Raw genomic sequence first — 23,038 nt, 5'->3', positions numbered from 1 at the left:
AAATGTCTAAATATATCACGATCCCCTTTAATGCAGTATTTTTGGATACGATTGCTCAAAAATGGATGGAGGAGATGCATTCTCAAGGGGGTTACCCGTGTGGAATGGTTATTGTTCCCAATCAGAGAACCGTAAAAGCGTTAATTAATAGTTTTATTAAAGTTAATAAAGGGAAACCGCTGCTTTTACCCAAAATTATTTCCATTGGCACTATAGATGAGGCAGGATTATCTTTTAATAGCAAAGAGGAACTGACACTTTTTCCCGCAGTTCATCCTGTAAAAAGATTATCAATTCTGACATCGTTAATTATACAAATGAATCATAAGCTTGGTAATCAAATTCAGGCTGGTGAAGCTTGGAATTTGGCTAAATCCCTGGCTGATTTAATGGATGAGGCGGAATGGATTGGATGTGATTTAAAAACGGCTTTATCAAAAGCGGTTGAGGATGAATATGCACAGCACTGGCAAAATATTCTAAAATTTCTATCAATTATAACCGAGATATGGCCTCAATGGTTACAGGATAATCAATTGATGAATCCCGTAGCAAGGGTAATAGCTCTTTTAAAAGCCCAGGCTAAAAGTTGGCGGAATTCTGGATGCCAGGATCCAGTTTGGGTGGTCGGATTTGCAGATGCAAGGCCCGTTATTGTTGAATTTCTGTCCACGGTTGTTCAATTGCCACGCGGACGTTTGATTGTTTCCGGGTTACAGGAGGATTTGTCAGAGGAAAGCTGGAATGCTTTGCCTATCACGCATCCCTATGCCGAACTTGTCAAAATGTTTTTGGCATTAGGTATTAAGCGTTCTGATTTTCAATACTGGGATCATATATGTGTTCAACCAATTTGTAAGGAGCGTATATCAGCATTTCAGCAAATTTTATTACCTGCTGACCGTTTGGAAAGCTGGTTAATAAATCGGCGTCCTGTACAATTGGATCAATGTTTTTTAATTGAACCGCTCAATCAGCAGCAAGAGGCAATAGCCATTGCGTTAATGATTCGAGATGCTTTGGAAATTCCACAGAAAAGAATTGCACTTGTTACGCCTGATCGTAATTTGGCAATGCGTGTTTCTCTGGAATTGGGACGGTGGGGGGTTATCGCGGATGATAGTGCTGGTGAACCGCTTTATAAAACGGCCGGCACAGTTTTTTTAAATTTGATTTTACAAGCTTGTGTCGAGGATTTTACCCCTTTATCTTTATTATCCTTACTTAAACATCCATTTGCTTGTTGTGGATTGCCTGCCAGTTTATGCCGTGATTATAGCCGTTTGCTGGAGATCTTTATTCTAAGACAATTTGCAGCTTCTGGTTTATCAGTCATTCAAGCAGCATTGAAGCAGAAAATCGAAGAAATTAAGCTGTTAGATAAGGATACCCTAAGAACCGATATCGCATATTTTTTTTCCAACTCATCTGAATTGGTCAGCTTGCTGGATCGATTGAAACAGAATGTGCAAACTCTGTTGGGAAAAACTACAAAATATACGGTTGGCGAATGGGTGACGTATTTGGCAAGAGCTGCGGAACAGCTTGCCTCTAATCAAGAACAGAATGGAGAGGATATTCTATGGAAGGCTGAAGAGGGAAATGTACTTGCCGAGCATTTAAGAGATCTTATTGTTGAAACTGAATATATAAAGGTGGTTACTTTATCTGAATTTGCCAGTATTTTCAGGGCATCGTTTCAAGGATTAATTGTTCACACGCGCCGTGCCCTACAAGGGAGAGAAGTTAGACAGCTTCATCCAAGGGTATATATCTGGGGATTGCTTGAAGCACGGTTGCAGAATGTTGATATGGTAATTTTAGGGGGATTATCCGAAGGGGTATGGCCACCCTCCATTGATTCTGGTTCTTGGCTAAGCCGCCCGATGCGTGAAAAAATGGGGATGGGACTGCCGGATATTGAAATAGGTCGTACAGCCTATGCTTTTATGGCTTTGTGTTGTTCGATACCAGAAGTGATTTTGTCTTCACCGTTAAGACAGGAAAATGCGCCAGTTGTGCAATCGCGTTGGATTGTCCGTCTTAAGGCGTGGTTGAAGGGGCGCAAGAGTGTAATTCAGCAGCATCCGGCTTTGATGTGGACAAAATATCTTGATCAACCAGATGGATCTCCAACCCCAATGGAATGTCCTTCTCCGAAACCTTTGCCGGCATTGCGTCCAAAATCCATTTCCATAACTGATGTTGAGCGATGGATAAAGGATCCTTATGAGATTTATGCGAAAAAAATACTTAATTTAAGAAAAATTGTTGGTTTGGAGGAAGATCGATCAACCAGTATTTTTGGGTTGATAGTTCATGAAGGGTTAAAGAATGTTTATGAAAATTATAGCAAACAATGGACGCTAAGCGGAATAGAGCAGACTCTTTTGGATGCACTGGATAAACGTCAGGATATCTTAATTTCTTATAAAAAATGGTGGCATGCACGGTTATTAAAAATTGCCCATTGGGTTTACCAACAGGAAAAGTCACGTCGTAACAGTCGAATGCTTCCTCAGTTTTATCTTGAAAAAGAAGGCCATCATTATTTTCAGTTGACCGCAGGAATTGACTTCACCTTACGGGGTATTGCGGATCGAATACAGCTAAACACGGATGGAACTGTAGAAATATATGATTACAAAACAGGTGTTACCCCTGCGTGTATAAATGTGAAGAACGGATTGTTTCCGCAGTTACCCTTGGAAGCGGCAATGGCTTATTATGGCGGGTTTGATAAAAGTCTGGCTGAACATGAAATTTCTAAATTTACATATTGGGAGTTAAAGGGGGGAATAGAAGAAGGTAAGGAAATCCATATAGATAATATTCAAAAAGAAGGGGATGCCACAAATTTAAGCGAAAGATACTGGCAAGTTCTGCAAAAGCTAATTATTGCCTATTGTGACCAGGAACAGCCTTATTTATCTTGTCCACGTCCTCATTTAATAAAAGAATATGTACAAACCCTGCCTGTTTTTGGAGATTATAAGCATTTGGCTCGTTTTCTTGAATGGGGACTGGGAACTGGGGGATCATGATGCAGCGGCAGTCTTCTTTTTCAGATCCTGTTGAAGAAGCGAACAGGCAACAAAGAGATGCCTCTAATCCGCATTATTCAGTTTTTGTATCCGCATCGGCAGGAAGCGGTAAAACAAAACTTCTTGTTGATCGTTTATTACGGTTAATGATGCCCTGGACTGATAAAAAGGGTAAAATTCATCCCGGTATACAACCGCAGCGGATCCAATGTTTAACCTATTCCAAATCCGCGGCTGCCGAAATGGCAATTCGGTTGCAAAAAAAATTAAGTGAATGGGTTGGCTATACGAATCAAGAACTGGATAGGGCTTTGCTCGATTTACAAATCAATCCGTGCGATAAGATGCGCAGAGCGGCTCGGGCATTGTTTGCAGAAATTTTGGATTTACCAGGGGGTATGCGGATTGAAACCAATCATGCATTTTGTCAATCTATCCTGCAGCGTTTCCCTTTGGAGGCCAGAATTATTCCTCAGTTCAAGGTTATTGAGGAGGGTGATAATTTATTAACCTTCAAAAGGGCTTTTAACGAAAAAATTGATGAAATTTCTGATCATGATATTCAGGTCTTAAGCCCATTAATCAATAATAATCATTTTTTGGAGCTTTTACAGGAACTACAACAAAATCAGCAATATTTACAGCCAGTTTTACGTTTGATTCAACAGCGACAATTTTCCGCTTATTTACGGTCATGTTTAAAGCTGGATTTTTCCAATAAACAGGATTATTTAGCTCGTGTATGTGAAATCTGGCCAGCAGAAAAGGACATTAGAAAATGTCTGGAACTGAATCGGGATATTAAAAATAAAAAATCTAGAGCGGCAATAGAATCCTGTATTCGATGGTTTGATCTTTCGAGCGATCAACGAATTGTCCAATGGGATATAATGCAGGAGACCTTGCTTAAAAAAAATGGTGAAGTTAAAAATTTTACTGTCAATAAGGGGGAAAATAACGCGATTGCAGTTTTGTTGAATGAACAGGCTGACTATATGTATCAGATTGCTGAAACAATCAATCGCTATGACATTTATGAATATACAGGGGCTCTTTTGAATGTTTTTTCATTAATTTGGCAACATTATCAAGATATTAAACGTGCCCAAGGAGTTTTGCATTACAGTGATTTGATTAATTACACTTTGGATTTGCTTGATAATCCTGGCGCCGCTTGGGTTTTGTTCAAGCTCGATGGTGGTTTGGAACATATTTTGTTGGATGAAGTACAGGATAATTCGGCTGAACAATGGCGGATTGCAGATAATCTTTCGTCTGAATTTTTTGCGGGATTTGGTAAGGATCCTGTTTCGCATCATTCCAGAACGATTTTTGCTGTTGGAGATTACAAACAATCCATCTATTCTTTTCAGGGGGCAAAGCCACAGGAATTTTTTAATTTTCGTGAAAAAATATCAAAAAAGGTAAAAGAGGCAGGTGAATTATGGGCGGATCCCCAATTACGGGTTTCCTTTCGTTCCAGTCAGATTATTCTTGATTTCGTAGATCAGGTCTTTTCGCCTGAAAATGGATTAACAGGCGTCTGGGATAATTTATCAATGGATCAGTTTCGCCTGCATCGTTCGGCTAAGATATCTGCTCCCGGACGGGTTGATATATGGCCATTAGCGATGATGGATGATATGGAAAAGGAGGATTTGGAAACCTTATGGAAACCATTGAGGAAAAATCAGTATCATTCAACACCTGACATGGTTTTGGCTGAATGTCTTGCCGATTGGATTAAGGGACAGATCGGCAGGGTACCACCTTATGGTGGGCGTCCCATCAGGGCAGGTGATATTCTTATTTTAATCCGGAAACGATCTGATTTTTCACGGGCCTTGATCCGGGCTCTGAAAATGAAAAATATTCCATTGGTCAATCTGGTTAAAACACAATTGCTTGATCAAATAGCCGTACAGGATCTATTGGTACTTTGTGAGGTGCTTTTATTGCCGCAGGATGATTTGACCTTGGCATGTGTCTTAAAATCACCTTTGGGGGGTTTGGATGAAGAAAGTCTTATGGAGCTTGCTGGATCAAGAATAAAAGGCCAGACTTTGTGGAATGCCTTGTTTATTCGGCATTTGGAAAGGAAAGACTGGCAGGAGGCATGGTTAATGCTTTCAAAATTGTTTGCCAGAGTGGATTATGTTACGCCCTATGCCTTGTTGGTTGAGATTTTGGGAGAATATCGTGGACGGGAAAGATTTCTTGCCCGTTTGGGGGAAGAGGCACTTGAGGCGATTGATGAATTACTTTTCCAGGCAATGCAATATGAAGATAATCATATTCCATCTTTACAGGGTTTTTTATATTGGTTGAAACAATCCGAACGTACCATAAAAAACGAGGCGGAAGCAGACCTTGATATGGTTAGGATTATGACGGTACATGGTGCGAAAGGACTGCAGGGGCGTTTAGTCATTTTACCTGATACCGTGAATCCCGTATCTAAACAGGGCGGATTTCAATCTGATCAGGTTCTGGTTTGGAAAGAGGATGCGGAAAAGAATATCAAAATCCCTTTATATGTTCCAAATAAAAATTGCGATATTAGGGAAAGTAAAGAATATAGGTCATTTAAATTGCAATTGGATACCGAAGAAAGCAATCGTCTGCTTTATGTTGCATTAACGCGTGCAAGTGAATGGTTATTGGTTTGTGGCTGGCAAAAATCCAAAAATAAAAAAACTGAAAACACTTGGTATGATTATTGTGAAAAGGCGATGAAGCAGTTGCCTGATTTGCAGGCCTGGTTTTTCCAAGAAATTTGGGAAGGAACACATTATTTTATAGAAAATAAAAGTAATTCCCTTTCATACAATATGAATTGTTCACCGGATGATTTTGGAAATCAATCCAGCAAATCAATAATTTTGCCCAAATGGTTGCAACAAAAAGGAAAGGCTGTTGCGTTACCTGATGAAAATGTCATATTACCCCATTATATTCCAAGTCGACCAGACGGGATAATATTTGGTGAGGTTCCTTCTAAAATATCACCGGTTAAAACAAGAAAGAAAAAAGATCCTTTTTATCGTGGTCGAATCATCCATGCCTTATTACAATATTTGCCAAATTACCCTTGTGAAAAGCGTTATGACTTGGCATATCAATGGTTCAAGCGAGAAAATGTTAAACTATCCGGTCAGGAATTGAATAAAATTGTTCATCAAGTTATCCAGTTGATTAATAATCCAGAATTACAAAAATTGTTTGATTCTGATAGTTTGGTTGAACAACCTGTAACAGGTATTGTCAATGATCTTGTCATTACGGGTCAGATTGATCGTATGCGTATTTTACCGGATAAAATTTTACTATGTGATTTTAAATCCGGTCAAAAAGTGCCGGATACTGTTGAAATGGTATCCAAAATTTATTTAAGGCAGATGGCATCTTATTGGATCTTATTAAAGGAAATTTATCCATATCATCAAATTGAGCCGTTACTGATTTGGACGGATGCTCTAAAAATAATGAAATTGCCCATTGCTTTACTTGAAAAATATTTGCCGGCACAGATATAGACAATCTTAATAATATTTGACATCAAGGACAGTCATCTATTTAGTAGATATGAATAATATTTTAAAAGTTATGAGGTAGAAATGAGCGAATTTACTAAAAAAGTAACAGATCAAAGTTTTGAACAGGATGTATTGAAATCCGATCAAATCGTCCTGGTTGATTTCTGGGCGGAATGGTGCGGACCTTGCAAAATGATTGCTCCAGTTTTGGAAGAATTAGCAAAAGAAATGCAAGGTAAATTAGTTGTTGCCAAGGTTAATGTCGAGGAAAACCCTGAGGTGCCAACAAATTATGGAGTTAGGGGAATTCCAACCCTTATCTTGTTCAAAGATGGACAGCCTTTATCAACCAAGGTAGGAGCCTTACCAAAGGAAAAATTGAAAGGCTGGATTGAAACAGCTATCCGTTGAGATATTTTAAATGTTTTTCCAAGTAATTGGATGAATGCCATGTTCCTGAAGCAGCTTGGGGAAGTCTGGATGACAGAGGGTCTCCAGCTCCTTTTCAGGTTCATATTGAGGCATAAGTTGATTATATAATCCCATTTTTGTGGTTGCAGGATGGAAAAACAATTCAGAATTACCTTGTGGTAGGGACGGGATTAATTTCTGGATACGGTCAAATGTCATATGCCCACACCAGGATAAGCCAAAGCACCAATCAAAAGATTTCATCCCGGCTTTTTTGATCTGTTCTTCAAGAAGTTTGCACCAATAATAAACCAGCAAGTTATTTGTATTATCTAGATTGGTTGTCTGATCAATGGATCTGAGAATCTTAACGGGTTCTTTGGGAAGTCTTATTCGTTGCAACCGATAATCATGACTGATTTTTATAATAAGCTGAGCAATGGTTGGGTGAAGATGCATATGTTTATGCACATCGATATGATCAAGAGCCAGTCCTGTTTTTCTAAAGGTTTCAAATTGAGCCCTGATTTCCTTTTCCAGTTGTCTACGGATGTGTTGATTGAAAAAGTAGTTGATTCCCATTTTAAGTTGTTGTGAGGGGAAAAGACGATTTTCATCGACAAGAAGTGGAATTTCACTTTTTGGCAAAATCGATTTTCCCTCAATGACAACAACATGCAATCCAACCTGCAAATTTGGCATTCTTTTGGCTCTTATGATTGCATCCTCAGCTGCATCGCCTGCAATCATAAGATTCGCAGTACTCAGGACTCCTTGCCGATGTGCAATTTCAATTGCCTCATTGACCTCGACAGATAAACCGAAATCATCTGCTGAAATAAGAATTTTTCTTGTCACAAAATTTCTTTATCGTTTATTATGATGTATGGCGATCTCGTAGAAATTGGAAAAATTCGACGCCTTCACGTAAGCGACGTTTCATCATTTGTGGGCTGGTGATCATCTCTCCTACAATAGATGCTATTTTGGGAGCGCGAAAGTAAAATTTCTTATAAAATGTTTCAACGCTATCAAAAATTTCCGTATGAGATAAATGAGGATAATGCAAAGGGGCGATCTGAACGCCATGTTCATCAATCAATTCCGCATTATTTTCATCCAGCCATCCATTTTCAAGTGCCTGCTGATGCAGAAATGTTCCTGGATATGGAGCGGCTAGGGAAACCTGTAAAGTATGAGGGTTGATTTCAGTGGCGAATTTGATTGTTTCCTGGATTGTTTCCTTGGTCTCTCCTGGTAAACCGAGAATAAAGGTGCCGTGGATTTTAATTCCAAGTTCATGACAGTTTTTTGTGAATTCACGTGCAACCTCGATTCGCATTCCCTTTTTAATGTTATGCAGGATTTGCTGATTTCCGCTTTCATAACCAACTAGCAATAGGCGCAACCCATTATCCTTTAACACTTTCAAGGTGTTACGGGGAACATTCGCCTTGGCGTTACAGGACCAGGTCACCCCTAATTTTCCCAATTCACGAGCGATTGCCTCCGCACGAGGAAGATCATCTGTAAATGTATCATCATCAAAGAAAAATTCTTTAACTTGTGGAAAATATTGTTGAGCCAAACGAATTTCTGCCGCGACATGTTCTGGACTTCGTGTACGATAACGATGTCCACCTACAGTTTGTGGCCACAGGCAGAACGTGCAGCGTGATTTGCATCCACGGCCAGTATATAGGGAAAGATATGGATGTTTTAAATATCCAATGAAATAATCTTCAATATGTAGATCCCTTTTGTAAACCTCGGTAACAAAAGGCAAGGAATCCATATTTTCAATTATTGCCCTGTTTTTATTATGAACAATTTTGCCATTTGCATCCCGCCAGGATATGCCGTCAATATCTTTGAAATCGCGACCTTCTGCGACTTCTTTCAATGTAAAGTCAAATTCATTCCGGGCTACAAAATCAATAACATCGCTCTTTTCGAGACTTTCCTGGGGTTGAACAGCAACCTTTGCACCGACCATGCCAATTTTGAGGGAAGGATTTGCATCCTTGAGCATTTTTGCAACCTTGACATCCGATGAAAAGGATGGGGTAGAAGTATGCATGATCACCAGATCACGGTTTTTAACATCAGCAAGAATGGGTTCCATCGTCATTCTTGCAGGGGGCGCATCAATCAGGCGACTGTTCGGGATAAGGGCTGCCGGTTGGGCCAACCAAGTTGGATACCAGAATGATTTAATTTCGCGCTTGGCTTGGTAGCGGGAACCTGCACCTCCATCAAAACCTTCAAAGGAGGGGGGTTGTAGAAACAGAGTCTTCATCATGATGGAACTAATCCTTTGATTTTTTCTATTTTATTATGGTTGTTTAAAAATACTTAATTGGTTCAATTATCTATCACTATCGTTTAACTATTGGAACCTTGGTTTTTTTTAAAAGTCATTTTTTGTCCACGCCATTCAATATCTTCTTTGAAAATACTTCTCATCATAATAGAAGCCGAGATCCAGTCCCTTAAGGGTAACAGGAAAGGAATTAACTTAAGGTCAAGTTTAATCTTTTTATTGATCACTAAACAACAAATAGATTGAAAAATCCAGCAGCTTAAAAAATTAATCCATGATTTTTTTTTCAGAGGGTTCAGTAAAACAGCAAGAGAAATCCAGAATAGGGGAAGCTGGATGAAAGAGCATGTAAAACCAAGGGGTTCCACTGTAAAAACGGTACGATTCCAGCGCAACTCATGTTTATATAAAGCTTGAAAAGTATTTTCAGAAACAGTTGTCTTAACGATGGAAGGTGAAAGAACAACCTCTAAATTTTGTTTTCGGATAAGCTCTCCAAGTTTTGCATCATCTGCAATATAGGGTAACAGAGCTTTTAATCCGCCAATTTTCATAAGTATGGACCGTTTGATTGCAACACAGGCACCAAAACAATCCTGACGGCCCAGATAGCGTGAGAGTATCACGCCCGGCATAAAGTTATAATTGATATGAGCACTGGCCAGCATTTGGACAATAGAGGATTCATAAGGTAATCCACTATATAAAGAGGTTATCAGTCCAACATTGTCATTATCCAATAAGGGAATGGTTTCTCTTAAATAATTCTGATGCGGTGTGTGAATATCGGAATCTGAAATAAGTAGACAGTCATGGATTGCGTAGGCAAACATGTTTATTAAATTTGATACTTTGCGGTTTACCCCATGAATTTTTGGATTGATAACCAGTTTAATATTGCGATTGGGATATTGATTCTGTAGATGATGAACAATTTCAATTGCAGGGTCTTTTTTATCTTGAACGCCAAAAATTAATTGAAAATCTGGATAATCCTGTTCGCAGAAACTTTGTAAAGCCTCATAAAGGAGGGGTTCTGTATTAGCCAAAGGCTTTAAGATTGTTACTGGGGGAAGGGAAGAGGGGGCTGTATATTTTTTTTGGTTTTTAATTTTTTTTTTAAAGAAATAGATAAGCAGACAGCTGATTCCAGATTGAATGCACCCCAGTAATGTACAAATGGATAAAATTCGTGTTAATTTAATTTTCGTTTGTAAAGACCAAAACATATAGACTGTTAGATTAGGAGTTGTTTTTTGACATGAAGGATTGTGTTTTCTTGTTTAACATTTCAATCAATCCTTGACTGCCACCTTTTGCCAAGGTCGAACTAAAGTCACCATGTTGAATGGCTATTTGACTGATATGACCATTCAGCAACACATCGACAATTTTCCATCCTTGTGGGGTTTTACGCAACAGATAGTTGATTTCTGTTGCTGATCCCATATCACTTGCGTCTCCAACCCTGGTTTTAATAATTTTATCATCGTTTGTCGTTGCATTTTTAACATTTGGTAAAATTTTAAATCCCGTACCTTTTTCTTTGGCAAAACTGGAATAATACCTTGCAACTGTATAATTAGTGAAAGCTTGCAAAAGCTGCTCTTTTTCAGCTTCGGAATATGAATCGTAACGATAACCAACTGTACTGCTTAAAATTGAAGAGAAATCATAGGAATCATTTAAAACTTTTCTAAGAGCGGTCATACCTTTTTCAGCAGGGGCTTGCTTGGACTGTTGAAGTTGGCTTAGGATGCGATACAGATTGACAACAGGTGTTTTAATGGAATTTTCTGTATCAGATCCGGTTACAGAAACAGGACGGACGGCAGTATCATTTGCATGAATTGCGATTGGAGAATTAAAGCCTATAAAGGCTGTAACACTGCATAACAGGATATAACGATGAAATTTCATAGTTGAATCTACCTAAACTTTTTATATTTAAATTTCCAAAGGTACATCTAAAGCTTTTAAAGCGATTTTGACAATAGATGGAGCATCTAAACCTGCCTCAATATATTGCGCGGTTTGGGTATTATGGTTAATGAAATAATCAGGTAGAACCATTGGCCTGAACCTTACATGATCTAAAAGACCGTTCTGGGCAAGATGTTGCATGACAAATGCTCCAAATCCGCCTGTTGATCCCTCCTCAATAGTGATAAGAACCTTATGGTTTCTAGCCAGCTGATCAATTAATCCTTTGTCGAGAGGCTTAGCAAAACGAGCGTCGACAATTGTAGGGGGCAATCCATATTGTTTAAGGGTTTCGGCAGCTTTTAAACATTCTGCCAAACGGGCTCCGAAAGACAAGATGGCAATTCCCCCCTTTTCATCACCAGTCTGCTCTCCCATTTCCTGAATGATTTTTCCTTTACCAATTGGAAGAATTTGACTTTCTGCCGGTAAAGAAAGACCAATACCAGGGCCCCGCGGATATCTGAAGGCGATTGGACCTTCATCAAAAGCTGCGGCGGTTGCTGTCATATGAACTAATTCAACTTCATTGCTGGGAGCCATGATAACAATATTTGGTAGACACCCCAAATATGCAATATCAAAGGTGCCAGCGTGGGTTGCCCCATCAGCCCCAACCAGTCCAGCGCGATCAATGGCGAAACGAACAGGTAAATTCTGCAGGACAACGTCATGCATGACTTGATCATAGGCACGTTGCAGAAAAGAGGAATATATAGCACAGAAAGGTCTTAACCCCTCGGTTGCCAGACCTGCAGCAAATGTAACCGCATGTTGTTCAGCAATGCCGACGTCAAAATAGCGTTCGGGAAATTTCTGTTCAAATTTGTCTAATCCTGTACCAGATGGCATCGCAGCGGTTATGGCAATAATTTTGTCATCTTTTTCAGCGCATTTCAGTAGTTCATTACTGAAAACCGAGGTATACGATGGTGGTCCGGGCGGTCCTTTATTCTGTTTTCCTGTTATGACATTGAATTTGGAGACAGCATGATATTTATCGCCTGAAGATTCAGCTGGTTTATATCCATGTCCCTTTTGGGTTACGACATGTAAAAGCACTGGACCGATATGTTCGGCATCGCGCAGATTTCTTAAGACAGGAACCAGTTGTTGTAAATTATGTCCATCAATTGGTCCCACATAATAGAAACCTAGTTCCTCAAACAATGTCCCGCCCGTCATTAAAGCGCGGGCATATTCTTCGGCCCGTTTTGCCTTTTTTTCAAGACTCTCGGGTAATTTGCTGGCGACTCTGGCGGCAAGATCTCTTAGCCCCAAGAAATGACGTGATGAGAGAAGCTGCGATAGATAAACGGACATTGAACCGACAGGTGGAGCAATGGACATTTCATTATCGTTCAGGATAACAATTAATCGTTCTGCACCTGGCCCAGCAACTGCAGCATTATTCATGGCCTCATAGGCCATACCAGCTGAAATGGATCCGTCACCGATTACCGCTATGACACTGCGTTCATCATATGCTGGATCTTTTTTGGCCTTAAAATGGTTTGCAACAGCTATACCCAATCCTGCCGAGATCGAGGTTGAGGAATGGGCGGCTCCGAAAGGGTCGTATATACTTTCTGAACGTTTTGTAAAGCCTGATAATCCTCCAGGTTGACGTAATGTACGAATAAATTCACGACGACCAGTTAATATTTTGTGGGGATAAGCCTGATGACCAACATCCCATATTAGTGAATCATTTGGTGTATCAAAAACGGCATGTAATGCAACAGTAAGTTCAACCACACCCAAAGAGGCCCCTAAATGTCCACCTGTTGTGGAAACGACATCAATTGTTTCGGCACGTAATTCCTTGGCTAACTGTTCTAGCTGTTCAATGGAAAGGTTTTTGAGATCTGTTGGGGTATGAACGCGGTCTAATAAAGGGAAACGTCCATAAGTAGGAATGGATTTTAAATGATTAGCCGATTCATTTTCCATAAGATTTTCTTTGTTCTTAGGCGTTTCGGTTTGTTCATCCATGTTATATTTCGTCCGTAACTGTTACATAATAGCTTAATATAAATGTTAAGTTTTTTAGCTTATACTCGAGTTTAGATGATATTCAAATACACGTTATGTAAAATCTATCACCTTTCATGAATAAAAAAGGATAAAAAGCGAACAATATATTACACTTTTTTATTAAGCTTTTATGGCTGATTTTATCTTTTTTTTCAAACGAGATATTAAATTTGTTGCTTGAGGAACACATCTATAAAGTAAATTGTTACTTTAAAGAAGGAAAAAGAGAGACGGCAAGGCTTTTGAAATTTAAAATAAAATGTTTTTGTCGTAAAGTACGTTTTTTACTAATAATATTTTTTTCTTGTTGTTAAGGGTCATTTATCTTATGAATGACGCATTTATTATATGTTAATATCGGTTAAACCGGTTTGGGAGCTTAGATAAATGGCTGTTCCTCTGATGCAGGCAGTACGAGTCGGTAGCTACGTTGTTAAACAACATCTAAAAAGACGTGAAAAATATCCACTCGTTTTGATGTTGGAGCCTTTATTACGTTGTAACTTGGCCTGTTCTGGTTGCGGAAAGATTGATTATCCTGCTGAGATATTGAATCAGCGATTGAGTGTGCAGGAATGTTTGGATGCTGATGCTGAATGTGGCGCCCCTGTCGTGGCAGTTGCAGGGGGTGAACCCTTGTTACATAAGGAAATGCCACAGATTATTGAGGGATTGATCGCTCGTAAACGGTATGTATATCTGTGTACTAATGGATTGTTGCTTGAAAAAAAGATTGACGATTATAAACCATCTCCATTCTTTTCATGGGATATTCATTTGGATGGTGACAAGTCCATGCATGACGCTTCTGTCTGTCAGCAGGGTGTTTACGATCGTGCCGTTTCAGCAATAAAACTTGCCAAGTCTAAAGGGTTCAGGGTTTCAATCAACTGCACCCTGTTTGATAATGCCGATCCATATCGTGTAGCGGCATTTTTTGACAGTGTTATGGAGTTGGGGGTTGATGGTATTATGACTGCTCCTGGCTATGCCTATGAAAGGGCGCCAGATCAAGAACATTTCCTGAACCGTCAAAATACCAAAAAATTATTTCGTGAAATTTTCAGATTGGGAAAGGGACATAAATGGCGTTTCACGCAATCACCATTATTCCTGAATTTTCTGGCTGGAAATGAGCAATATCACTGTACTCCTTGGGGTAAGCCTTTAAGAACAGTTTTTGGATGGCAACGTCCATGCTATCTGTTGGGAGAAGGCTATGCACCGACGTTTGAAGCATTGATGAATGAAACTCAATGGGATCAGTACGGTACGGGCAATTACGAAAAATGCGCCAATTGCATGGTTCATTCCGGATATGAAGCTACCGCTGTTAAGGATGCGATCAAACGTCCATGGCATATTGCTCATGTTGCTTTAACAGGGCCCAAGGTCGAAGGTGTAATGGCACCCGAAATAGATTTGTCACAACAAAGACAGGCAAAATACGATTATAATGAACAGGTGGCGGAACTAATGAAGAAACTGCCTAAGGATTCTGTTAAAAAACGGACAGCAGTTCGTCGTGTTAAAAAGGTGGCCGTTCAGGAAGCCTGATTATACATTGGTATCTTTTGTGGAATAAAAGGAAAGGCAAGCTTAGTTTTTCAAGCTTGCCTTTTTTAATAGTTGTGTAAGGAACAAATTTATTACAGAAATAAAAATAAAAATGTTAAATCATACTCAAAGTAAAAATAAGTATAACAGATTTATTATTTTTTATTAGTAACAATTTTGTTAGATTATTTTTGTAATTTCTGTTTTTTATTATGATTACATTTATTGGATTTAAGTAAATGCTTGTTTCAATTATTGTTATTTTATGCTTGATTTTTTTGAATGGTATTTTCGCTATGGGCGAACTTGCTTTAATATCAAGCCGAAAAGCCCGGCTGGTTGCGATGCAACATCAAGGGGTGAAGGGTGTTGAAGGGGCTTTACGATTAATTGATAAACCACAAAGTTTTTTACCCACTATTCAGGTTGGTATTACGCTGGTTTCAATATTTGAGGGAGCCTTTGGGGGATCCCGTATTGAAAATTGTCTAAGGCAATGGCTTGAACAATTTTCGTTAATCAAAATCTGGGCAGATGACTTGTCGATTCTTATCGTTGTTTTGGTTATTACTTTTTTTATGCTAATTTTTGGGGAACTGGTTCCAAAGCAGCTGGCGTTACTAGAGCCTGAGGTCATTGCTGTCCGCCTGTCCTGGCTATTTATAATTATATCAAAGATTGCCTCTCCTGCAGTTTGGGTCCTCAGTAAATCCTCTGAATGCGTTTTGAAATTATTAAGAAGACATAATAAAGTTTCTGTCTCTGTAACAGAAGAGGAATTAAGGGCCTACATTGCCGAGGGTGCCAAGGTTGGTGTGCTGGAAGTTGAAGAACGGGATATGATTGAACGTTTGCTACGACTGGCTGACCGACCTGTCAGGGCTGTTATGCGTCCAAGGAATGAAATTATATGGATTGATCGTTCTATTTCAGGGGACAAATTGAAACAGGCTTTGTACAATATTTCACATACACGATTGGTTGTTTGTGAAAATGGAATTGATAATCCTGTTGGTGTGGTTTTGGTTAATGATTTGTTCAGCCAGCTTTTACATAAAAACAGCTTGTCAATTAATGCCTGTTTACAGCGTCCTCTTGTTGTTCCGGATAGTATGTCTGCCTTGGACGCTCTGGAACGATTGAGGGGTGATTTGTTAGGAATATTACTGGTTCTTGACGAATATGGCTCATTTGAGGGAATTGTAACGGTTTCGGATATTTTTAAAATAATTGTAGGTGAAATCAATCAGTCTCTGGATGCCCCCCGTCTTGAGTCAGGGATAAGTAATGAATATTTACTGGAAGGGACGACTCAGGTCGATGAAGTCAGGGATCAGCTGGATTTAGGAGATTTACCTGCGGAAGGAAGTTATCACACAGTCGCCGGATTGATTTTGGCACTTTTACGAAGAGTCCCGGTTACAGGTGACAAGGTTGTTTTTTCAGGTTGGCTTTTTGAGGTTTTGGAGATGGAAAATCGTCGGGTTACTCGTGTAAAGGCAAGCCGACAACCTGTGGCAAAAAACTAGTAGGTATTTAAAAAGCCCTTTTCTTTTTTTAAGAAAAGGGCTTTTTTTTAATGTAATGTAATGACTTGGGCCAATTTTACTTCATTTGTAAATTTAGGCCATTTGTTTTGAGCCAGAGCCTTTAAGGAAGGAGAAGGTAAATCAAGCTTATCAGAATAGATCCAAAGAAAAGTCAGTGCTTTATGCAAATAGTTTTTTGTTTCCTTGATGGGAATTGTTTCCATGAACAGTAATGGATCTTGGTTATTCTCAGCTGAATTCAACCATTTTGATGTTATTACAGGTCCGGCATTATAACTGGCCAGCATATGAATAAGGCTTCCCCCTTTTGGAAGCATATCATAGTTTTTCTTGTTATAAAGTCCTGATAAATGGATAAGGTATAATTGACCGATTTCCAAATTTAAAGCGGAATTTTGCAGTTCATCCAAACGGTGAATCGATACGTTATTTTTTTGTTTTGCAATATATTTTGCTGTCATAGGCATGATTTGCATTAAGCCACGTGCCCCTGTATTCGAAACAGCCTTGCTATTGAAATTTGATTCTAAACGGATCAACGCATAGATAAGGGCCGGATTGATTCTGTAGCCATTCCTTGGATGTAAATTGGGTAAGGGTAAGCTTTTATTGTGGTCGAGAAGATTTTCATTTTGTACAATTATCTCAACAAGCTGTTTAGATAAATCGTTTGCGCCTATGGTTTTTGCAATCAATTGAATGGAATGCAAAAGGGCAAGATTCTTTCTATTTTTCATCCATATCTGTTTTAAAATAATCTCAGCCCGTTTTTTTTCGTCCACTTGTAGTAAGGCAAAAAACCTTTTTCCCTCAGCAGTGGCTTCAATAGTGTTGATATCCACTTGAGAAAGTGTTGTAGAAGAAAATTTAAGGAAATTTAGTAAAGGATGAAAATCAGTCTTCTCTGTTGAAGTATCATGATCGTTTTCTTTTAGAATCTGGTTGGCCAAAATACCATAAAAGGTATGCACAAACGAAGCCGATCTGCGCAACCAGATAATATATTCCTGTTTATTTTCCTTTCTTAGACATGAACGTGCAGCCCAGAAATAAGTACCTGCTCTAATATTGGTAGTGATAATATCTGCCTTTGAAGCCTGTGCAAAAAATTTCAAGGATTGATCAATATCATTATTTTTCCAGGCAATTAATCCAGCGACATATCCAGCCAAACCAACGCGGTAATTGGATGATTTAAACGCATTTTTAGCCAGTTGATAGGCATGATCTGAATAATTCATTGCAAAGAGCTGTTGAGCTATTTCTGCCTGTAATTGTGCGGCATATAGATTATTCATTCCGTGTGTCTGTTGAATAAGCTGCAAGGCACTTTTCGCTCCCTGCCAACCTGATGCGCTGCGTTCACGAACAGTTTGATCCAACAAAGGATTTCTTTTGAAGGAATTGGTTTCGAAATTAAGATGATCAAGGCTTTGCAAATAAGCCATGACATTATTGTTGTTATCAATAGGTAGATTCTGACTGACGGGAATTGATACTTTAATAGCGCCAAGATTGTTCAGACGCTTTTGAATATCAGGTGAATCAGGATAAGATGCAAAATTTTTCAGCCATAACTTTAATTGCCCTGTATTTGGTAAAAAATGTGGGTTTAGGTAACGCTCGGCAAGAATATCGCCGAGCAACAAATTGTCTGAAATCTGAATTGTTTCAGATTGAGCCGTTGTGAAATCCCCTTTGCGTTGTAGATCAAATATATAGCGAATACGCTGTTCATCCATTGAATTTAACGGACGAGGAAAGCTGACACGACCATTACCATTTCGAATAATATTTCTAGCTTGTGTAATGATTGTTTCTTCACGCTGATCTAACTGTTTTGGCGTAGTTGCCCGTATGGATACAGTTGATACGCCTGCAAACAAGGCTGCGCTTGCCAATAAAGCCCGGACAGCCAAAGGGGAAAGAATGTTTGTCCCTTGCATAATACATATTAATTAGGAAAGAGTGTCATGTAATTCAAGAGTTATTTATTTTAGGTAATTAAATATTATCGCTGAAATATATATAATGCTTCAATCAAGTGTTTTTATCTATGGTGGCACGAATGTAAAGGAGATTTTTCCAGGTTACCTGGCGGATCTTGGCATTAATGTTAATTTGGGAAAGATGGTGTAATGGAAAAAGTTGGATGGGGTTAGGAATTCCAGAGTATGTGAATGAATGCCATTGATTTTTTAGCTGGTTAAAATTGACCGGGGTTTTTAGTAAGGTCTTAGCAGGTAATTGTCCAATTGTCAGGATATATCTGGGTTGATACAGGATTAGTAATTTATATAAAAAAGGTAGGCAAAGTTCTAATTCATTTGTTGATATTTGTCGTCCACCTGGGGGGCGCCATGGAACAAGCGGAATACGAAAACAAGCATCAAGAGAAATATCGATGTTATCAAGCATCTGTTCAAGCCAGAAATTTCCCGTATCTGCGAAAACCCTTCCGCTACGATCTTCATCGGCATCTGGAACATCCCCGATAATATAAATATGGGATTTTGGATCTCCAACAGAAAGTATTGTATTCATGGCTGTGTTTTTAAGCGAACAGTCTTTGAACTTTAAGATAGCCTGGTTTATTTCTTGTAAACTATTGGTTTGAAAAGCGGAGTGTCGATTTGTTTTTGTTATAATTTTCGTTGAAACAGATTGTTTTTTAGGTAAAGGAAGAGTAGGAATAGGTTTTCTATTTTCTAAATGGTTGATACTTACTGAAGTTAAATTTTCATCTATACCCCATTCAGAATATAGCTGTAACAATGATAAATGGTCATACATTTTAGATTACGATAAATATAATGATGGTTAACGAAACCTTATATACTAAGATTTCAGTTTATTGAGAAGATAGTGATTATGCAATGCCCACGCTTTCTACGCACCATGCTTTTATCTTTTTCTCTAATTGCTGGGATGAGCTTGACATCTAAAGCGTCCGTAATTGTAAAGGATCCAGAGCCTGTTATTCCCTTGGTGCATCAAAGGGGCGGGTACGGGGATTATCTGTCTGCCTATTATGCGGCGCAGACCGATGATAATGTGACCGCTGCAAAATTTTATAATAATGTGTTTAATCATGATCTAAAAAACACGGATGCACGTGAAAGGGCATTTTACTATAGTGTGATCGCCGGCAATCCAGCCGCAGTAAATTTGGCAAAACAAGAAGATAAAGATCCAATTTCCGCTCTGGTATTAAGAAATGATGCAATTGTTAAGGGAAACTGGAAAGAGGCATTAAAATATTTTACTTCTCCTCCTGGTGATCCATTGGGTCAGATGACGTTTTTATTGTTGCAAGCATGGTGCCTATATGGTGCTGGTCAGATTGATCAGGCAAATGCTCTGTTTGAAAAAGGAATTAATACGCCTATTAGTGGAGTTTTTCTAATTCATTATGGCGTTGCGGAAACTTTATCACATCATGATAAAAAAGCTGGCATTTTATTTGAAAAAGCCTACCGGGTTTTTCCCGGGGCGGATTTGCTGTTAATGCGGGCTTATGGAAATTGGCTTTATAAGCATCATCGAGCTGGAAAAGCGGAGGCAATGGTCGATAATTTGACTGATATTTTGCCTTTTTTATCCATTTCAAAAAATAATTTACGTCGCAATCTTTCTCAATTTCCAGTGCATGATGCTCAAGGGGCGGTTGCTCAGGTTTACTTGGCAATGGCCTCCCTGATTCAGCAGGATTTGGCCAATCAGACTGTTGATGAAAATGACAGGGAGGCTAAAATTTCGTATAAGGTTGCCCTTCATACTGAACAGATATTTTTACGGTTTGCTTTACAGCTCAATCCAAATCTTTCTGAAGCCAAAATTATGTTATCGGGCATTCTTGCGGAACAAAAACACGCTGAACAGGCCCGTAAAATCTTATTTCCCGTTAATCCGGATGATCCGTTAAAGACCAATATACAGTTACAACTTGCCCGTTATGATGCATTATTAAAACATTATTCTCGGGCGGAAAAATCCTTGGAAGAATTGTTAAAGGATTACCCACAAGAAATTAGTTTATGGCAAACGTTGGGTGATATTTATTTTGATCAGAAAAATTATCCAAAAACCATTCAAATCTACAGTAAAGTCATTCAGTTAAAGAAAAACAAAACTAAATATGATTGGACAATGTTTTTCATAAGAGGGGTTGCTTATGAAAAACAAAAACAATGGCTAAAAGCTGAACAGGATCTACAAATGGCATTAAAATTGGCACCAAATGAGCCAATTTTATTGAATTATCTGGGTTATTCATGGGCACTAAGACATAAAAACTTGCAGAAAGCCCAGATAATGCTACAGAAAGCCATTGATATTGCACCGGATGAAGGGGCAATCCGTGATAGTTTAGGCTGGATTATGGTTTTGAATAATCAAACAGCTTTAGCCATACAACAGTTGGAGCTGGCGGCCGAGACCATTCCACAGGATCCTGAATTAAATTACCATCTGGGGGTTGCCTATTGGAAGGTTGGACGCTATCAAGAGGCGATTAATCAATGGAATGTAGCCTTGACTTGCAATCCAAATCCTGAAAATAGAAATTTAATATTGAATGCATTACAAAAAGCTAAAAAAAATAAATTCTTGTCCTCTCACCATTAGGTAACTTTACTATTTGAAAAAAGATTCAATGTTTATAGAAAAAGCGTACGCCAAAATAAACCTTTTTTTGCATGTGACGGACAAACGTCCTGATGGATATCATATTCTGGATAGTCTGGTTGTTTTTCCTGATGTAGGGGATGAATTGATCCTGTTTCCAGTGTCAGGTAAAGAGGACAGGCTTGTCGAGCTTGAAATAACGGGGCAATTTGTATCGCAGTTATCTCAGGAAAATCAGGACGATAACCTGATTGTTAAAGCAGCCTATAAACTTGCAGCATGTACAAAACAACCTTTAAAGCCTGTTAAAATCCAACTGATTAAAAATCTTCCTGTCGCCTCAGGAATTGGGGGAGGATCTTCAGATGCAGCGGCTACTTTACGGTTATTGATGCGTTATTGGAATCTTGTAATTGACAATGATTCATTACAGAAGATTGCATTACAATTGGGGGCAGATGTTCCCGTTTGTCTTAATCCGGTCACACAACGCATGCAGGGAATTGGTGAAGTCATTTCAAGGGATATAGAAATTCCCTCTTTTGGAATCATTTTAGTGAATCATGGAGAAGGGGTGTCAACGGCGGAAGTGTTTAAGAAGCGTCAATCTTCTTTTTTTGACAAAGTTAATTTGAAAAATAGTTTCGATAATGTTAATTCATTTATTCATGATATAACGACCTATGATAATAATTTACAGGAGCCTGCTATTTTATTAAATTCTAAAATTGAAAAAGTTTTGGAAGAAATTAGGATGTTACCCCACTGTCGCTTGGCACGAATGAGTGGATCGGGTGCAACTTGTTTTGGATTATTTGAAACGGTTGAGCAAGCACAAAAAGCGGCGGAGATTTTATCCTCAAAATATTCTTGGTGGATATGGGGGGGGAAAGCTATTCATTAATTTAAGTTTTATAGATATAAAATATTTTAGAGGGATAAAGAGGGTTACAAATGGCTATTGATGTGAATATACGGATTACGGAAGACCGTAAAAAAACAATTTTAACTTTTTCACCTGATAGTGGCGTAACCGGTCAATTAGAATTAAATCAGCTGGAACTGGACAATCTTATCCAAGCTTTGGGATCTGTTCGATGGATGATGGCAGAAGGTCAAAAAATAGCTGAAATAACCGGGGCGCAGATCAAACCTGCATATCAAACCAAATGGGCAATTCAGAAGAATATTGAAAAAGCAGAAACTTTGCTTGCTTTTCAACATCCAGGGTTTGGTCCACTTGGGTTTGTTTTATCTGACCAACAAGTTAAGGAATATGTCAAGGCATTACAAAAAGGTCTGAAAATCAAGAAATAAATGTTATAGTTAGATATATTTAAAAGCGATGATACCCGATATAAGCAATAAGCAGATAAAACTGGTTACCCATATTAATCGCTTTTCAATAAAATCCTGAATAGATGACCCAAAAAAATAAAGTAGAACAGTTTCCAGGAAAAAACGGGAGCCTCGGGTAATTAAACTTGCGAGCAGGAAGGGTATCAGGGCAAAATGTGCCGCACCGGCAGTAATGGTGATGAATTTATAGGGGATCGGTGTTAATCCTTTGATTAGAATAATCCATACGCCATATGTATTGAATTTATCCTGCAAATTGATGAGTTGCTGTTCTGCGTGATAGAAATGAATGATAGGCATTGCAAGATAATGAAGTAAAAAAGCACCTATTATCCATCCCAATAACCCTCCGACAACACTACTTAAAGTTGTAACTGTTGCATATAGCCATGCTTTGCATCGTTTAGCGAGAATCATTGGACAAAGGAGAATATCCGGCGGTATTGGGAAAAAGCTTGCCTCGGAAAACGCGGTTAGCATAAGCCAGAATATCGCGTACTGACTTGCGGCGAGTTGTAAGGCGCGTGCATAAAGATGTTTGAGCATAAAATAAATAAATGGTTTTATATTTGTATAGATTGAGGTTAATGTAACGAAATTCGTTTCGGGAAA

Annotated in this window: 16 protein-coding genes; 8 read left to right on the top strand and 8 right to left on the bottom strand. The window is 38.7% G+C overall.

Translation table 11 applies throughout. The features are described 5' to 3' along the window. The first annotated feature begins 2 nt into the window (after positions 1-2). The 3 genes from addB to trxA all read left to right on the top strand — a co-directional run bounded on the left by addB (position 3) and on the right by trxA (position 6,991). Positions 3-3,044: a double-strand break repair protein AddB gene (gene addB / locus D9V35_RS07860; RefSeq protein ID WP_122124036.1), complete on the top strand. Its 3,042-nt coding sequence runs from the start codon at positions 3-5 to the stop codon at positions 3,042-3,044. Next, positions 3,017-6,580: a double-strand break repair helicase AddA gene (gene addA, locus D9V35_RS07855; protein WP_122124035.1), complete on the top strand. Its 3,564-nt coding sequence runs from the start codon at positions 3,017-3,019 to the stop codon at positions 6,578-6,580. The genes addB and addA overlap by 28 nt, the downstream gene beginning before the upstream one ends. Positions 6,581-6,661: 81 nt before the next feature. Further along, on the top strand, positions 6,662-6,991 hold the full coding sequence (gene trxA, locus D9V35_RS07850; RefSeq protein WP_110438560.1) for a thioredoxin TrxA: 330 nt from the start codon (positions 6,662-6,664) through the stop codon (positions 6,989-6,991). Between the two features lie 6 nt (positions 6,992-6,997). On the opposite strand, the gene hpnK is transcribed toward trxA, so the two are convergent. The 5 genes from hpnK to dxs all read right to left on the bottom strand — a co-directional run bounded on the left by hpnK (position 6,998) and on the right by dxs (position 13,250). Then, positions 6,998-7,849, bottom strand: coding sequence for a hopanoid biosynthesis-associated protein HpnK (gene hpnK, locus D9V35_RS07845; RefSeq protein ID WP_122124034.1), 852 nt, complete (start codon positions 7,847-7,849; stop codon positions 6,998-7,000). A gap of 19 nt (positions 7,850-7,868) precedes the next feature. Beyond that, entirely contained in the window at positions 7,869-9,293 is a 1,425-nt protein-coding gene (gene hpnJ, locus D9V35_RS07840; protein ID WP_122124033.1) for a hopanoid biosynthesis associated radical SAM protein HpnJ, read from the bottom strand. Between the two features lie 83 nt (positions 9,294-9,376). Further along, complete coding sequence (gene hpnI, locus D9V35_RS07835; RefSeq protein ID WP_110438557.1) at positions 9,377-10,543, bottom strand: bacteriohopanetetrol glucosamine biosynthesis glycosyltransferase HpnI; 1,167 nt, start codon at positions 10,541-10,543, stop codon at positions 9,377-9,379. Between the two features lie 13 nt (positions 10,544-10,556). Further along, the gene (locus D9V35_RS07830; protein ID WP_122124032.1) at positions 10,557-11,234 is read right to left on the bottom strand and encodes an MlaC/ttg2D family ABC transporter substrate-binding protein; all 678 of its coding nucleotides are present in this window, start codon (positions 11,232-11,234) and stop codon (positions 10,557-10,559) included. A 27-nt stretch (positions 11,235-11,261) separates the two neighbouring features. Beyond that, positions 11,262-13,250: a 1-deoxy-D-xylulose-5-phosphate synthase gene (gene dxs, locus D9V35_RS07825; protein ID WP_122124303.1), complete on the bottom strand. Its 1,989-nt coding sequence runs from the start codon at positions 13,248-13,250 to the stop codon at positions 11,262-11,264. A 471-nt stretch (positions 13,251-13,721) separates the two neighbouring features. Between dxs and hpnH the strand changes: the two genes are divergently transcribed. Further along, a complete protein-coding gene (gene hpnH / locus D9V35_RS07820) occupies positions 13,722-14,891 on the top strand; it encodes an adenosyl-hopene transferase HpnH (RefSeq protein WP_122124031.1) in 1,170 nt (389 codons plus the stop codon). 239 nt (positions 14,892-15,130) lie between these two features. Further along, entirely contained in the window at positions 15,131-16,420 is a 1,290-nt protein-coding gene (locus D9V35_RS07815; protein ID WP_122124030.1) for a hemolysin family protein, read from the top strand. A 47-nt stretch (positions 16,421-16,467) separates the two neighbouring features. On the opposite strand, the gene D9V35_RS07810 is transcribed toward D9V35_RS07815, so the two are convergent. Both D9V35_RS07810 and D9V35_RS07805 read right to left on the bottom strand, forming a co-directional pair. Continuing rightward, positions 16,468-18,387: a lytic transglycosylase domain-containing protein gene (locus tag D9V35_RS07810; protein ID WP_122124029.1), complete on the bottom strand. Its 1,920-nt coding sequence runs from the start codon at positions 18,385-18,387 to the stop codon at positions 16,468-16,470. Between the two features lie 94 nt (positions 18,388-18,481). After that, a complete protein-coding gene (locus D9V35_RS07805; protein ID WP_122124028.1) occupies positions 18,482-19,234 on the bottom strand; it encodes a uracil-DNA glycosylase in 753 nt (250 codons plus the stop codon). Positions 19,235-19,312: 78 nt separating this feature from the next. Here D9V35_RS07805 and D9V35_RS07800 point away from each other — a divergent pair, with 78 nt between their 5' ends. From D9V35_RS07800 to D9V35_RS07790, 3 genes are read left to right on the top strand one after another with little or no spacing between them, the layout of a single operon-like run. Beyond that, positions 19,313-21,067, top strand: a complete 1,755-nt coding sequence (locus D9V35_RS07800; RefSeq protein ID WP_122124027.1) for a tetratricopeptide repeat protein — start codon at positions 19,313-19,315, stop codon at positions 21,065-21,067. A 13-nt stretch (positions 21,068-21,080) separates the two neighbouring features. Next, positions 21,081-21,971: a 4-(cytidine 5'-diphospho)-2-C-methyl-D-erythritol kinase gene (locus D9V35_RS07795; RefSeq protein ID WP_240993361.1), complete on the top strand. Its 891-nt coding sequence runs from the start codon at positions 21,081-21,083 to the stop codon at positions 21,969-21,971. 50 nt (positions 21,972-22,021) lie between these two features. Continuing rightward, positions 22,022-22,384 (top strand): hypothetical protein, encoded by a 363-nt coding sequence (locus D9V35_RS07790; protein WP_110438549.1) that lies wholly within the window; start codon positions 22,022-22,024, stop codon positions 22,382-22,384. A gap of 9 nt (positions 22,385-22,393) precedes the next feature. Here D9V35_RS07790 and D9V35_RS07785 read toward each other — a convergent pair whose 3' ends face one another. Next, on the bottom strand, positions 22,394-22,972 hold the full coding sequence (locus D9V35_RS07785; RefSeq protein ID WP_122124025.1) for a YqaA family protein: 579 nt from the start codon (positions 22,970-22,972) through the stop codon (positions 22,394-22,396). Positions 22,973-23,038 lie beyond the last annotated feature (66 nt).

The sequence above is a fragment of the Commensalibacter melissae genome (assembly GCF_003691365.1).
Taxonomy (GTDB): Bacteria; Pseudomonadota; Alphaproteobacteria; order Acetobacterales; family Acetobacteraceae; genus Commensalibacter; species Commensalibacter melissae.
The sequence above is the reverse complement of the archived record's forward strand: the minus strand, read 5'-3'. Positions and strand labels throughout refer to the sequence as shown.

What these genes read in the sequence shown, in the direction of transcription:
- addB (WP_122124036.1), top strand. Translation starts at nt 3, where the DNA reads ATGTCTAAATATATCACGATCCCCTTTAATGCAGTATTTTTGGATACG.
- addA (WP_122124035.1), top strand. Translation starts at nt 3,017, where the DNA reads ATGGGGACTGGGAACTGGGGGATCATGATGCAGCGGCAGTCTTCTTTT.
- trxA (WP_110438560.1), top strand. Translation starts at nt 6,662, where the DNA reads ATGAGCGAATTTACTAAAAAAGTAACAGATCAAAGTTTTGAACAGGAT.
- hpnJ (WP_122124033.1), bottom strand. Translation starts at nt 9,293, where the DNA reads ATGATGAAGACTCTGTTTCTACAACCCCCCTCCTTTGAAGGTTTTGAT.
- hpnI (WP_110438557.1), bottom strand. Translation starts at nt 10,543, where the DNA reads ATGTTTTGGTCTTTACAAACGAAAATTAAATTAACACGAATTTTATCC.
- D9V35_RS07830 (WP_122124032.1), bottom strand. Translation starts at nt 11,234, where the DNA reads ATGAAATTTCATCGTTATATCCTGTTATGCAGTGTTACAGCCTTTATA.
- dxs (WP_122124303.1), bottom strand. Translation starts at nt 13,250, where the DNA reads ATGGAAAATGAATCGGCTAATCATTTAAAATCCATTCCTACTTATGGA.
- hpnH (WP_122124031.1), top strand. Translation starts at nt 13,722, where the DNA reads ATGGCTGTTCCTCTGATGCAGGCAGTACGAGTCGGTAGCTACGTTGTT.
- D9V35_RS07815 (WP_122124030.1), top strand. Translation starts at nt 15,131, where the DNA reads ATGCTTGTTTCAATTATTGTTATTTTATGCTTGATTTTTTTGAATGGT.
- D9V35_RS07810 (WP_122124029.1), bottom strand. Translation starts at nt 18,387, where the DNA reads ATGCAAGGGACAAACATTCTTTCCCCTTTGGCTGTCCGGGCTTTATTG.
- D9V35_RS07805 (WP_122124028.1), bottom strand. Translation starts at nt 19,234, where the DNA reads ATGTATGACCATTTATCATTGTTACAGCTATATTCTGAATGGGGTATA.
- D9V35_RS07800 (WP_122124027.1), top strand. Translation starts at nt 19,313, where the DNA reads ATGCAATGCCCACGCTTTCTACGCACCATGCTTTTATCTTTTTCTCTA.
- D9V35_RS07790 (WP_110438549.1), top strand. Translation starts at nt 22,022, where the DNA reads ATGGCTATTGATGTGAATATACGGATTACGGAAGACCGTAAAAAAACA.
- D9V35_RS07785 (WP_122124025.1), bottom strand. Translation starts at nt 22,972, where the DNA reads ATGCTCAAACATCTTTATGCACGCGCCTTACAACTCGCCGCAAGTCAG.